This is a genomic window from Xanthomonas sp. SI, from assembly GCF_014236855.1.
In the GTDB taxonomy this organism is placed as follows: domain Bacteria; phylum Pseudomonadota; class Gammaproteobacteria; order Xanthomonadales; family Xanthomonadaceae; genus Xanthomonas_A.
On record NZ_CP051261.1, the window covers coordinates 750,328 to 763,846 of the forward strand.

The 13,519-nt window shown below is 69.1% G+C and carries 10 protein-coding genes; 3 read left to right on the top strand and 7 right to left on the bottom strand.

Annotated features, from left to right (window positions below; translation table 11 throughout):
* Positions 1 to 55: 55 nt before the first annotated feature.
* The 6 genes from HEP75_RS03355 to HEP75_RS03380 all read right to left on the bottom strand — a co-directional run bounded on the left by HEP75_RS03355 (position 56) and on the right by HEP75_RS03380 (position 9,197).
* A complete protein-coding gene (locus HEP75_RS03355) occupies positions 56 to 3,235 on the bottom strand; it encodes a cytochrome P450 (protein WP_185825450.1) in 3,180 nt (1,059 codons plus the stop codon).
* Positions 3,232 to 4,149: a TetR/AcrR family transcriptional regulator gene (locus HEP75_RS03360; RefSeq protein WP_221899299.1), complete on the bottom strand. Its 918-nt coding sequence runs from the start codon at positions 4,147 to 4,149 to the stop codon at positions 3,232 to 3,234. Before HEP75_RS03360 ends, HEP75_RS03355 begins: the two co-directional genes overlap by 4 nt.
* Before the next feature lie 80 nt (positions 4,150 to 4,229).
* Positions 4,230 to 5,522: a carbohydrate porin gene (locus tag HEP75_RS03365; RefSeq protein ID WP_185825451.1), complete on the bottom strand. Its 1,293-nt coding sequence runs from the start codon at positions 5,520 to 5,522 to the stop codon at positions 4,230 to 4,232.
* 275 nt (positions 5,523 to 5,797) lie between these two features.
* A complete protein-coding gene (locus HEP75_RS03370) occupies positions 5,798 to 6,727 on the bottom strand; it encodes a dihydrodipicolinate synthase family protein (RefSeq protein ID WP_185825452.1) in 930 nt (309 codons plus the stop codon).
* A 114-nt stretch (positions 6,728 to 6,841) separates the two neighbouring features.
* Positions 6,842 to 8,239: an MFS transporter gene (locus HEP75_RS03375; protein ID WP_255423982.1), complete on the bottom strand. Its 1,398-nt coding sequence runs from the start codon at positions 8,237 to 8,239 to the stop codon at positions 6,842 to 6,844.
* A 103-nt stretch (positions 8,240 to 8,342) separates the two neighbouring features.
* Entirely contained in the window at positions 8,343 to 9,197 is an 855-nt protein-coding gene (locus tag HEP75_RS03380) for an IclR family transcriptional regulator (RefSeq protein ID WP_185815165.1), read from the bottom strand.
* Positions 9,198 to 9,631: 434 nt separating this feature from the next.
* On the opposite strand from HEP75_RS03380, the gene HEP75_RS03385 reads away from it, so the two are divergent.
* Entirely contained in the window at positions 9,632 to 10,102 is a 471-nt protein-coding gene (locus HEP75_RS03385) for a hypothetical protein (protein WP_185823274.1), read from the top strand.
* A 30-nt stretch (positions 10,103 to 10,132) separates the two neighbouring features.
* On the opposite strand, the gene HEP75_RS03390 is transcribed toward HEP75_RS03385, so the two are convergent.
* Complete coding sequence (locus HEP75_RS03390; RefSeq protein ID WP_185825454.1) at positions 10,133 to 10,888, bottom strand: nuclear transport factor 2 family protein; 756 nt, start codon at positions 10,886 to 10,888, stop codon at positions 10,133 to 10,135.
* Positions 10,889 to 11,080: 192 nt separating this feature from the next.
* On the opposite strand from HEP75_RS03390, the gene HEP75_RS03395 reads away from it, so the two are divergent.
* Both HEP75_RS03395 and HEP75_RS03400 read left to right on the top strand, forming a co-directional pair.
* A complete protein-coding gene (locus HEP75_RS03395) occupies positions 11,081 to 12,478 on the top strand; it encodes an ATP-binding protein (protein WP_255424068.1) in 1,398 nt (465 codons plus the stop codon).
* Positions 12,479 to 12,547: 69 nt separating this feature from the next.
* Complete coding sequence (locus HEP75_RS03400; RefSeq protein WP_185825456.1) at positions 12,548 to 13,264, top strand: response regulator transcription factor; 717 nt, start codon at positions 12,548 to 12,550, stop codon at positions 13,262 to 13,264.
* Positions 13,265 to 13,519 lie beyond the last annotated feature (255 nt).

The following is a 13,519-nucleotide window of genomic DNA, read 5'->3' on the forward strand; positions in this document are numbered from 1 at the left end:
TTCGCAGGCGGCCGCCTCCGCTGCCGTTCGCCAGTCAGCCCTGATCTCCTCGCTGTCACGAAAAAATGTCCGCCACGTAGCGGCCGTGTTCGCGTTCGATACGGTCGGCCCAGGCGTTGGCCGCTTCGTCGCTGACGCCCATGCTGTCGCGATAGATGCGCACGAAGGTGTCGCGTACCGCGGGCGCCATGTGCTCGCCGTCGCCGCAGACGAACACGGTGGCGCCTTGCTGGAACAGCGCCGACACGCGCTCGCGGTCCTGCCACATGCGGTGCTGGACATAGGCGACGCCGTCCTGCGGCGCCTGCGAGCAGGCCAGGCGCACATCGACCACGCCCATGTCCTGCCAGCGCTGCAATTCCTCCTTGTACAGGCAGTCGACGTCGGGATGGTCGATGCCGAAGAACAACAAGGCTTCGCCGACGTCGCGGCCGCCCGCCTTCTGGATCGCGCGCTCCTGCAGGAAGCCATGGAACGGCGCGATGCCGCTGCCGGCGCAGACCAGGATGATCGGCGTGGCCGGATCTTCCGGCGGGTGGAAGCTCGCCTGCGAAGGCCGCACCGCGACCGACACCAGCGCGCCTGCGTCCAGGCCGGCCAGATAGGTGGAGGCCACACCTCGGCGGCGCCCCATTCCCGATAGCGCCGGTGCGTCGAGCACGGCCACGGTCAGCGAACACTGCGCCGGGTCGCGCAGCGGCGAGGAGGAAATGGAATATTGCCGCGCGCGCATGGACGGAAGCGCGCCGAGGAACGCGCCCAGCCCCAGTTCGCAGGCGGGGAAGCGCTCCAGCAGATCGAGCAGGCTGGTTTTCCTGGCGAGCACCTCGTCGGTATACGCCGGCTCGGCGGCCAGCGTTTCCAGCGCGGCGCGATCGGGCGGGCAGCGGGTGGCGGCGGCCAGTTGCGCGACCTGCGCGCGCGTGGCCGGTTGCGCCAGCTCCACGTAGTCGGTGAGCACCTGCGCCAGCGCGACCGGATAGCCGCTGGGCAGGCCGGATGCGGCACCGGGCCGCTGGCCGATGACGACCTGGGTATCGCTGGCCAGGCCGAAGCGCCGCAGCGCGCGCTCGACCTGCGCGGCGGGGTTGCGCGGCAGCACCGCGAGATAGTCGCCGGTGCGGTAGCGCATGCCGTCGGGCAGCGCGATCTCGATGTGGCGCTTGGAGCGCGCGAACGCTGCGGACATGTCGACCAGTTCGCGATTGTCGACGATGCGCCCCTGGTCGAGTTCGGTCAGCCGCAATGCGCCAAGCCGTGCGGAGGGCACGATGTCCACCTCCAGCGCGTGCGCGGTCTGCTCCATCGCCGCCTTTCCCAGCGCCTGGCCGAGATCCGGCCACAGGCCGGCGTACCAGGCATCGAAGCCGCCGAAGAAATCGCCGCCGGCATCGGTTTCGCCGCGGGCTTTGAAGCGTGTGGCGCCCGCCGCCTCCAGCGCGGCATCGACGCGTTTGGGAATCGCCTGGTAGGTGCGTGCCCATTGCCGGTTGCCGGATCCGAACACGGCGTAGCGCACGCCGGCCAGATCGCCGGCAGCCAGGGTTTCGATCCAGTCCACGAAGCGGCGCGCGTTGTCCGGCGGCTGGCCCTCGTAGGAGGAGGTGACCACCACCACCGCGCCGTCGCGCGGCAGGCGGCCGACATGGTCGTCCAGCGGCGCGACCACCGGCGCATAGCCCTGCGCGGCCGCGTCGCCGCCGATGCGTTGCGCGAACGCCTCGCACGAGCCGGAATTGCCGCCGTACAGCACCAGCAGCGGCGTCCCCGCGGCCATGCTGGCGGGTGCGGGTGCGGGCACGGTGGCCGGCGCCAGGGTTTTCTGCGGCGCGGACGGCACCGCGCTACGGCGGCGCAGGGCGACGTCGTCGCGCCGGCGCGCGCGGATGCGGAAGCCGTCCGGCTTCAGCGTCAGGGTTTCCGCGACCTCGAGCTGGTAGTTCGGATCGACCTGGTCCAGATCGAAACGTTGCAGGATCATCGTCAGCACCAGTTGCGCCTCCTGCATCGCAAAGCCGCGCCCGATGCAGGCGCGCGCACCGTTGCCGAACGGTTTCCAGGCATTGGGCGGCAGCCGTTCGGCCGCGTCGGGCGCGAAGCGCTCCGGGCGGAAGGCCTCCGGGTCTTCCCACACCTTCGGATCCCGATGCAGGGTGGGAATCAGCACGAGCAAGGTGTCCTGCGGCGTCACCGCATAGCGGCCGGCCAGCGTGGTCGCTTCGCGCGCCGCGACCGCGAACGCCGGTGCGGTCGGCCACAGCCGCAGGGTTTCCTGCAGGATCTGCTCGATGTAGCGCAGTTTGGCCAGGTCTTCGACCTGCGGCGGCTGCGTGCCCAGCGCGGCGTCCACGGCCTGGCGCGCACGCGCCAGCGCCGCCGGATGGCGCAGCAGCAGATACAGCGCGAAGGACAGCAGGCCGCTGGTCGTCTCGTGGCCGGCGATCAGGAAGGTCACCATCTGGTAGCGGATGTTCTCGTCCGACAGCGCTTCGCCAGTCGCCTGGTCGCGTCCGTACAGCATCAGGTTGAGCAGGTCGTCGCGCGAGGCCGCGTCGGGGTCGGCCCTGCGCTCGGCGATCAAGGTATCGGCGACGCTGCGGATCATCGCCAGGTCGGCTTCGTAGCGGCGCCGGCCGGGCGCCAGCAGGCGATTGGCGAGGTCCGGCCGGCGTGCGCGCGACCCGGCTTCGGCCAAGGCGCCCACCATCGCCGCGACGAAGGGGTGCATCTCGTTCTGGTAGAAGCTGTTGAAGCGGTAGTCGAAGGCGCACAACGCGATGGTGTCGAGCGTCAGCCGGGTCATGTTGTCGGCCACGTCGATCACCGCGTCCGGGCCGAATCGCTCCCAGCGCTGCAGCATCTGTTCGGCGATGTCCTCCATGCGCCCGAACATCGAGCGCACGCCGATCGGACCGAACGCGGGCATCAGCAGCCGGTGCGCCTTGGCCCAGTTGGGTTCGTCGTTGTAGGCGGTGAACAGGCCGTCGCCGCCGAGGTCGCGCAGCAAATGCAGGGGACGGTGCAGCTTCTTCTCGAAGCGGGTTTCGTCGCAGACCTCGTCCACCAGGTCCTGCCCGCTCAGCACGGTCAGCGACAGCGGGCCGCTGTTCAAGCGAAAGATCGGGCCGTGCACCTTGGCCAGCCGCATCAGGCTCTGCACCGGCGCATCGCCATCGAGGTGGTGGAAATTGCCGAGCAGCGGCAGCGAACGCGGTTGCGGGATTGCGTCTGTCATGGGGTGCCTTCCTGGGGAGTGCGCAGCGCGGCGATCGGCGCGCCACCGGTGTCGCGATGCGGGGGATGCAGCAAGGTGGCGAGGACGGTGGCGACCAGTCGCGTCCGCGCCTCGCCGGCACCGATCTCCGGGGCCAGCCGCGCCAGCAATTGCGGGAATTCCGGTGGCTGGCTCAGCATGCTGTTCAACAGCACGAAGAACAGCGCCGGGTGCGTGGCCTTCACGATGCCGGCCTCGATGCCTGCAAGGATCAACGCGTGGCCGGCCTCGTAGGAGGGACGCAGCAAGCGTTCGGCGACGACGGTGGCGCGCTCTGGGCTTTCCGACACCACGCGCGCGACGAAGTCGCGGACCGCGGGGTTGGCCTCGTAGAAGGCGGCCATGATCAGGATGGCGTCCGTCAGCCGTTCGTGCAGCGGGCGCTGGTCGTGGCGGGTCAGCTGCGCCATGGCCGCAAGGCGCGGGACGACGTCCTGCGCGAGCTGGTTCACGCAGGCGTTCCACAGTTCGGCCTTGCTGCCGAAATGCACGCGCACCAGGCTCGGGCTCACCCCTGCGGCGGCAGCGATGGTGCGGATATCGGCCCGCTCGAAGCCGTACCGGGCGAAGCTGCCGGTGGCCGCCGCCAGCAGCGCCTGGCGGCCGTCGGCCTGATCCTTGCTCGGGCGGCCGCGGGGGCGCGCGGGTGGCTTTGCCGCCATGGTCGGTGTTCCTGCATAAATGTTCAGTTGTACATTTAATGGCAGTTGGCGACCTTTGCAACTCGGCCGTTCAGCAGCCAGAGCGTTTGCGCGGCGGCTGGCGCAGGCACGGCATCGCTGTGTGTTCCTGCCCGAGAAACGGACGCTGCGCCGTGCCGCGACGTGCGGCGGGATACCTTGTCCGTCCGCGCCGCAGGCTTGCCCGATCGGCATGCGGCTCAGGCGGGCGCGCGGCCGCGCAAGCGCTGCAAGCCGCAGCGCTTGCCGCTATCGCGGTGCGCCCTGCATGCGCTTCACTTCGGCGTACCCAGCCCGCCGATATTGACCATCACCCGCAAGCCGATCACCAGCGCGTTGTCCGGTGCGCGGCGTGCGGCGGTATTGCCGAGGATGTCCGGATTGACGATGTACTGGACGTTCGGTACCAGGGATAGTGGCAACTGCGCGACACGGTAGCTGTAGTTGAGTTCGAAGATGGTTTCGTTGCGCGAGATGTCCGGCGCGGCGCCGCGCTTGCGCAGCAGGTCGTTCATGTAGCCCTGCTGGTCGGCGCTGAAGCGGTAGTAGTTGGCGATGGCGCCGAATCCGTCGCCCGGCCGCGATGCGAACGGGCCGGCGTAGTACAGGCCGGCGGTGACCTGCAGGTCGTACACCTGGTGCGCATCCAGCGGCGCGGCGATGTTGCCGAACGCGACCAGCATGCGTTTGCCGGCCATGCCCTGCGGCCGGTAGAGCGCGCGTTCGCCCATCACATAGGTGCCCCAGCGGCCGCCGTCGTACATGCGCGCCTGCCCGCCGACCAGACCGCGCAATCCGCCGCTGCGGTTGTAGCGCAGGTCGCTGTAGTCGGCCGAGTTGTACCAGACGCCGGCCACGTAGCGCGGCGCGCCTCGGCCGAGCGCGGGGTCGGGCTCGTAGCCGACCTCCAGGGTGCCGAGCACGCCGCTGCTGTCGGCGGTGCTCCAGTCCAGGCCATCGTTGTTCTTGCGTTGCGGATTGAGTTCGAACGCGCCCACCGAGACGTAGGTCGCGCCGGGTTTGTAGCGCAGCTTCGCGCCCCAGTTGACGTACGGAAAGCCGACGAAGCCGCCATCGGCCTGGCTCAGCTGGAACGGGCAATCCGATGCGCCGACGAAGCGGCAACCGTAGCGGCTGCGCGCGAATTGCCAGGTGGTGTTCATGCGTCCGGCGACGAGTTGCCAGCGGCCATCGGCGAACGCCTGTTCCCAGGTCAGCTGCGCCAGTTGCGCCTGTTGTTGCGGATACCAGTAGCCCTGCACTTTGACGCCATTGCCGATCTGGCGCTGCGACAGGCTGTCGCCGTAGTACCAGGCGCCGGTGGCGTGCAGCGTGGCGCCGGGAATGCCGAACAAGCGCTGCAGATCCAGGTCGGCGCCGGCGACCACGCCGCCGGCATTGCGATCGCCGCGCGACAGGCCGCCATCGGCATTGCGCGCGTAGTCGTTGGACCAGACGAAGCGCGGCGCGATGCCGTGTTCGTCCAGCCATTGGTCGGTGTCGGCGGCCATGGCGGTGGCGGGCAGCGCGGCGGCCAGCAACGAGACAAAAGAAAGAGTTCGGGACATGGGACGCTCCACGGACGAGGCGAGGCACTCGCTGGACTCGCGCAGTAGGTGCGCGGCGTCGCGGCAGTGCGCGAAGGGGAGACACCTTCCGGTCGTGGAGCCGCAGGACAGCGTCGCGTCCGTCGGCGACGGACACGGCATGTGCGCAGAGCTGTGGGGGGACCGGCAAAACACGCGGTGATGAACACATTGCGCTGCGCCGATGCGCGCGCCATCGGCGGAGCGGATGGGCCGCGCAACTGCGCGGCCCATCGAGCTGGATCGGGCCGGTCGGCTCAGGCCACCTTGCCGAGGCCGGCGGCGGCCATCGCGTCGGCGATTTCCTTGTCGGCGCCTTCGGCCAGCGGCAGCAGCGGCGAACGCACGGTGGCGTGATCGAGCAGGCCGCGTGCGGCCAGCGCCCACTTCAGCGCGACCGAGCCTTCCATGTGCGAGCCGCGGTGATAGACGCTCTTGGTCACCGGCAGCAGGCGGTCGTGCAGCGCGCGTGCCTTGGCGTAGTCCTTGGCCTTGCCGGCGGCGATCATCTCGATCAGCGGCTCCGGCGCGATGCAGCCGTAGCCCACCAGCGCACCGTCCACGTCGAACATGGTGTGCAGCAGGTATTCGTCGTGGCAGGTCAGCACCGGCACGTTCGGGCGTTCCTTGCGGAACACCGGGATCTCGGTGTCCCAGCGCTTCATGTTGCGCACGCCGTTCTTCATCGCGATCACGCCCGGCAGCGCGGCGATCTCCAGCAGCGTGTCCAGGTTGTAGGTGGCCTTGGTCACGTCCGGGTACTGGAACAGGATCATCGGCAGGCCGCTGGCCTCGTGGATGGCCTTGTAGCGATCCTGCGGCGCGCCCTTCTGGTAGCCGAAACGCAGCCAGCCGTGCGAGGGATAGATCAGGCCCGCCGAGGCGCCGGCGGCGACCGCGCGCTTGGCTTCGTCGGCCGCCACCCGGGTGCCTTCCAGGGTGATGCCGGCGATGATCGGAATGCGCGCGTCGACGGAGTCGCGAAACGCCTCGATCACCTTGGCTTGCTCGTCGCGCTCCAGGAAGGTGCCTTCGCCGGCGTGGCCGAGCACGGTCAGGCCCTTGACGCCGTCGATGCCGCCCAGCCACTTGCCGATGCGCTTGATCGCGGGATAGTCGACGGCGCCGTCGCGGGTGAACGGGGTGACGGGCGCGGGAACCAGGCCTTTCAGGTCGATGTTGCTCATGCTGTTTTCCTTTTCTTCGGGTCAACGGGGGATGGAGTCGAACGCGAGGCTCGACGTGGGGTGGTGCGAATCGAAGGCGTGCGGCGGACTGCGCAGCCGCGGCCGGAGCCGGACTCAGGGCGAGAGTTCTTCCAGCGATTTGCCCTTGGTTTCCAGCGCGCACAGCAGCGTCACCGCCGCGCCGGCCAGCAGCACCGCGGCGAAGGCGACGAACACGTAGCGCAGGCCGATGCCGGCGATGACCGCGCCTACCACCAGCGGGCCGCTGGCCGAGCCCAGGCGCAGCCAGGCGCTGCCGAGGCCGGTGCCGATGGCGCGGATGCGAGTGGGATAGAGCTCGGCCGAATACAGGTACAGCGAGAAGGTGATGGTCTGCACCGCGGCATAGCCCAGCGCGGCGAACACCAGCACCTGCAGCGCCGAGGTGCCGCCCAGCATCGCCAGCGCCAGCAACGGGATGCTGCCGACAGCGAAGGCGATGACGTACCAGCGCTTGCGCCCGACCCTGTCGATCGACAGCGCACACACCACCGCGGCGGCGACGCCGGCCAGCGAGGTGAGGAAGCCGTAGGCGATGCTCTGCTGCAGCGACAGCCCGAAATGCTGGCGGTACAGCGTCGGCAACCAGGTGATGAGGCCGTTGGCCACCAGGTAGGAGCAGAACCACAGGCACCAGATCACCAGCGTGCGCTTGAGATAGATGCTGCCGAACAGTTCGCGCCAGTCCGAGCGCTGCGCCTTGGGCAGCGCGTTGCGGTCGAACACCGGCGCCGGCAACGGGCCGTGGCGGCGCTCGGCGCTGCGCTCCAGTGCGGACACGATCGCGTCGGCCTTGTCGTAGCGCCCCTTGGATGCCAGCCAGCGCGGCGATTCGAACATGAAGAAGCGCAGCGGGATCATGATCGCCGCGGGCACCAGCCCGACCATGAACATCGCTTTCCAGCCGTAGGCCGGCACCAGGAAGTAGCCGATGCCGCCGGCGGCGACCAGGCCCAGCAGGAACATCACTTCGTACAGCAGGAAGAAGCGGCCACGCTTCTTCGAGCCGACCAGTTCGTTGATGTAGGCGCTGGCCACCGGCACTTCGCCGCCGGTGCCGATGCCCTGGATGAAGCGGAACGCCATCATCGCCGCGGCGCCGCCGGCGAACAGGCAGGCGACGTCCATCGACACGAACAGCAGGATGGTGAACAGCAGCACGTGCAGGCGGCCGACGCGCTCGGCCAGCCAGCCGAAGAACACCGAGCCGAGCAACTGGCCCAGGTAGCCGGCCGACAGGATCATGCCGATCTGCGCCGGCGACAGGTTCCACTCCTTGGCCAGCACCGGCATCGCGTAGGCGATGGCGATCACCGTGTAGCCGTCGAAGAAGGTAGCGGCGCCGACGATGTTGCGCGCCCACCAGACCTGGCGGGTGATGGGCAGGCGTTCGAGCCGGGCGCCGATTTCGGCCTGCGCCTCGGCGGGCGGCAGCGAACGGGCGGTGGCGGCGTTGGCGGTGGTGGTGGGCATGAGCATCGTTGCTGCCTCTCGCAGGACAAGAAGAACCCGGCGCGGGCGCCGGAGCGTCCACGAAGCGGTCGGATTGCAGGGGGCCGGGCGGGCGCCCGGACGGTCAGGTGCTGGGTGCGGTCACGGCGACGCTCCCGCTGGCCTGGATCGCGAAGGCGATGTCCTTGGCCGCGAGCAGGGTGGGTTGCAGGGCGGTGTCGAGCAGTTCGTCGTGGCTGGTGCGCACCGACGGCGCGGCGACGCTGATCGCGCCGAGCGGATAGTCGTCGGCATCCAGCACCGGCACCGCCAGCACGCGCAATCCCTCGGTCAGCATCGAATCGAGGATCACGTAGTTGTCGCGGCGGATGCGCTCGAAGGTGCCGAGCATGGCGGCGATCTCCGGTGCGTGCGGCGCGTGCACGTTCACCCCGGTCACCCGCGTCACTTCCGCCGGCGACAGATGCGCGAGCATGGCCAGGCCGATCGCGGTGCGGGTGCTGGGCACGGTGGTGCCGATGCGGATGTCCACGCCCAGGCGGGTAATGCCGGCACGCACCCGTTCGATGTAGAGCACGTCGGGACCCTGCAGCACCGCGAAGCTGGCCGCTTCGTTGACGTCGCTGACCAGTGCGCGCAGCAACGGCCGCACCACGCTGCGCAGGTCGCGGCGGGCGATGGCGTGGAAGCCCAGGTCGAGCACTTTCAGGGTCAGGCGAAAGCGGCGGCTTTCCGGAAGACGGTTTACGTAGCCCAGCTCGACCAGCGTGTTGAGCATGCGGAAGGTGGTTCCCGGATCCAGCTTGGCCAGTGCCGCGATCTGGCTCAGCGACAGTTCCTCGTGCTCGGAGGAAAACGCTTCGAGCACCCGGAACCCCTTCGCCAGCGATTGCACGGTGCTGCGCAGCTTCTTGTCCGCCGCGTCGCCGCTGTCCTCGGCGGCGGCGTCCAACGCGCCTGGGGAGATGGTCTTGGTCATCGGCTTTCCTGGTGGCTGTCGTGCGTGGCCAGCTTGCCGAACCGGCGGGCTGATGTCGCTTGACAAGTAGGTTTCGGATTGCGAAAATTATTTCGAAAGTACATGGCAAGGTTCCGCCAGGCGCAGTCGCTGCGTCAAGTTGCGGCGCAGCATGCGTGGAAGCGCGGCATTGCCGCGGGTGCGGGTGGTGGCGCCGGTGCGATCGCGCGGCGCGCGGCGATGGTGGCCAGGGCCGCCATCTCGATGACGATCGGCGGCATGCCCGACCGATCGGCTTCGCCATGTCGTGTTGGCGCCGATCCTCAACCGATCGCTCCATCCTTCGATCGATGCGTGGACGGACTGCGGAGCGCTGTGTAGACGGAAGCTTCCGCGATCCACAGCGCAAGCCGTGCTAACAGACAAGCCTGCGCGACGCCGATAGCGTGGCGTGCATGGCCCGAGCGAACCGTCAGCCGCCGCAACCACCTGCGCAGAAATGGTGGCAGACGCTGTCGTTCAAACGCGCCGCCGCCGAGGTGTCGGCGGTGCTGGTGCTGGTCGGCGGCACTTACGGATGCGTGCAGTACGTGGAGGTCAAGCCGCTGGAGCGGCGGTTGGCCGAAGCGCAGGCCGCCGCGTGCAAGCCGGCGCCCAGTTCGCCCTCGATCGAGTTCAGCCTGTTGCCGGGCGACAGCCGCGTCCTTTGGGACGGCGCGCTGACGGTGACCAATGCGACGCGCGGCGAGGATGGCGCGAAGACGCGGTTGCGGGCGACGCCGCGCCAGGGTGCATCAGTCGAGCGCGCAGGGCTGTCGCCGGGCGATGGCTTCGATGTGCCGATTGCCGGACAGGGCAGCTATCGGGTCTATCTGAAACGCAGCACGGCCGATTTCATCGAGGTGTCCGTGCTGCATCGGCGTTGAAGCACAGCACGCGACGTCGCCGTTGCTGCTTCACTGCGCGGTTGCGGTCTCGACGATGGCGCCGCTTTCGTACACGCTCAGCTGGCGCACGCCTGCGTCGGTTGCCGGCGCGAATACGAAGTGCAGGTCGCGTTCCTCGGCGAAGAAGCGCGTCGGCGATTCGGCGCGCAGGGTGACGACCAACGCGCCGGCAGTGAGCTTCAGGTGGTCGCCTTCCACCGCAACGCGGATGTCGCCGACCTTCTTGCCGAGATAGGTGCCGGCGTAGCCGGCCAGGATGTCGGGCGCCAATGTCAGGTGCGTGGCAGGCGCCACGTAGGGCGCCGCACCGTGCGCATAGCTGTAGATGCGGCGCATGCGCCAGTGGCCATCGACCGCTTGCCAGAGATTGGTGAACTCGGCCTGGCCGTCCAGGTGCTCGGGCGTGCCGTCGCGCTGCACGTAGAAGCGGTGCGTGCCCGACAGCAGCGCGAAGCCGCCGGCCAGCGGATGGAACTGCAGGCTGTCGGCCACGGCTTCGCGGCGCAGGTGCATCGCCGGGTCGGCGCAGGGGCCGTTGCGCAAGGATTGCAGGACCGCCGGCTTAGTGGCGGTGAGGCCGGTCTTGTCCTGGTAGAACTCCACGTCGTCGGTGAGCAACTCGCCCATCGCGTGCATGTCGCAGGCGTTGTAGCCCTGCCAGTAGCGCGCATCGGCGGTGCGCACCGCGGCTGCGTCGTCGTCGGCCGCGGCCGCGGCGCCGCTCAGGCTCAGCAGTACGCACAGGACAAGGTGGCGAAAGCGCATGGCGGGCTCCTGCAGCAGGACCGCGATTGCAGCGCACTTCCGCGCCGGTGGCGCGTGCAGTACGTCATGGGCACGAATGGGGCGGCAAGGCCGGCGCGCGCCTCACGCGTTCGCAAGCGCGTGAAGGATGCGTATGGGACGCAATCGTCGCATACTGGTCGCGCAGGGGTGCGCGGGGAGGAGCGGTTGGCGGTGCTGATGCGGGGAGATGGGATATTCAACCGGTTGTTGCATGGCCCGGCTAGATGGTTGCGTGCCGTGCCGGTCGCCGATCCGGTGGATCTGCGCAATGCGCCGATGTTCCAGGTGGTGTTGCTGCTTTTCGGGACCTTGCCCGTCGCCGCGTGGTTGTATCGTGCGATCGCGGTGCCGGTTGCGTGGCGCCCCGGCGAACTGACCAGCCTGGGGTTGAGCGCGCTGTTCAGCGCGGTCGCGCTGCTGGGCGTGGTGCTGATCCGTTTCGGCCGGTTCCGCTGGGCCGCCTACCAGACGCTGTGCGTGTTCGCGATCTCGGTCGTGGCGAGCTACGCCGCCAGCGGCTTCGGTGGACAACGCTTCGAGCAACCGGTGCTGGTGGTACCGATGGCGATCGCCGCGCTGGCGGTGGGGCGGCCGGCATTGTGGATGATGTTCGCCGTCGTCGCGCTGTCGTTCGCGCTCGGAACGAACCTGGACCTGAGCAATGGCGAGCCGCAGGACGTCATCGGCGATGCGCTCATCAGTGGCGTCATCTTCCTGCTGATCGCGGTGGTACTGGACCGCACGTCGGCCGCGTTGCGGCAGAGCCTGCGCGATGCGCAGGCGCGCGCAGAGCAACTCGGCATCGCGCACGATACGCTGCAGCGCGAAGTGGCCGAACGGCAACGGGTCGAAGAGCAACTGGTGAACGCGAAGAAGGTGGAAGCGGTAGCGCGACTGGCCTCCGGCCTCAACCACGATTTCAACCACCTGCTGAGCCTGGTGCTGGGCTACGTGCGCCAGGGACGCCGCGCCAGCGATGCGCAGGCGATCGGTGCGGCGTTCGATGGCGTCGAGTCGGCGGCCAGGCGCGCCACCGCGGTCAGCGCGAAATTGCTCAGCTTCAGCCGCCAGGACGAGACCCAGGCCGAGGCGCTCGATCTCGGCGAACTGGTGGCGACGCTGCAGCCGCTGTTGAAGCAGGCGCTCAAGCCCGGCATCGCGCTCGATGTCCAGGTGCCGCCCGGGTTGCAGGTGCATTTCGACCGGCATCAGCTGGAGCTGATCCTGCTCAACCTGGTCGCCAATGCCGACGATGCGATGGAGCACGGCGGCACGGTGACCTTGCAGGGCCGGCGCGTGGGCGGCGAAGCCTGGCTGCAGTGCCGCGATACCGGTCCGGGCATTCCCGCCGATCTGCACGACAGGATCTTCGAACCGTTCTTCACCACCAAGCCGGTCGGCCAAGGCACCGGGCTGGGCCTGGCGATGGCGAACGGGCTGATGCAGCGGCATGGCGCGCGGATCTGGATCGATGCCGAAACCGGCACCGGCGCCGCGTTCGTGCTTAGCTTTCCGCACGAGCATGCGCAGCCGCCCGCGCTGGCTGGCGCGAATGGCGGGGAGGGCTAGCCGCGTGGCCTGCGCTCGCTCCCTGGCTTACGCCGTGCGCTTGCCGTCGCCTTCTGCGAGCGATCGGCGATGACTGCGTCGCAGGGTCTGGTGCTGGACGGCGTGCGGATCGCGGTGGTCGAGGACGACGCCGAACTGTGCGCGATCATCGTCGATGAGTTGGGCCACGAGGGCGCGCAGGTGCTCGGCTTCGGCAGCGCCGAACTGCTGTACCGGCATCTGCTCGGCCATGTCTGCGATCTGGTGGTGCTGGATGTCGGGCTGCCGGGCGAAGACGGCTATTCGGTGGCGCGCTACCTGCGGCAGATCGCGCCGCAGGCGGGCATCGTGATGCTCACCGGCCGCGGCGCCAACACCGACATGACCCGCGGCTTGCTGCAAGGCGCGGACATCTACCTGGTCAAGCCGCTGGATGTGGAACTGCTGATCGCCGCATTGGCCAATCTGCGCCGGCGCCTGCAGCCCGCCACGCCGCCAGAGGCGCTGCCGGCGCAGGAATGGCGCCTGAGCGACGACGGCTGGACGCTGTCCTCGCCAGCGCAGCGCACGCTGGCGCTGACCGAGGCCGAGCGCGGCCTGCTGAAGGCGCTGTTCGCGCAACGCGGCGCGCCGGTCGATCGCGACACGCTGATCGCGGCGGTCACCGACGCGCCGTGGGATTTCGATCCGCACCGCCTGGAGGTGCTGGTGCATCGCCTGCGCGCACGGGTGACCGCGGCCACCGCGGCGACGCTGCCGTTGCGTGCGGTGCGCGGGCAGGGCTACCTGCTGGGCGACAACGCCTAGTCTTCGCCGCATCCGCATCCGCATCCGCATCCGCATCCCGCGCGGAGCCGATGCCACCGATCGGTAGACAGATCGCGGCATTTCGCCTGCCATGCCGGCTTCGATCCTTCCGTCACAGCGCCGCGACGGGCCGCATCTCATTGCCATTGCGCCCTGCGTCTCGCTGCGGGTGTGAGGAAGTGAGAGCGAGCGCGAACTGCTGCTACTGACTGCCTGCGTCCTCCTGCGCAGAATCCGCGCCACCACACCGGCAGG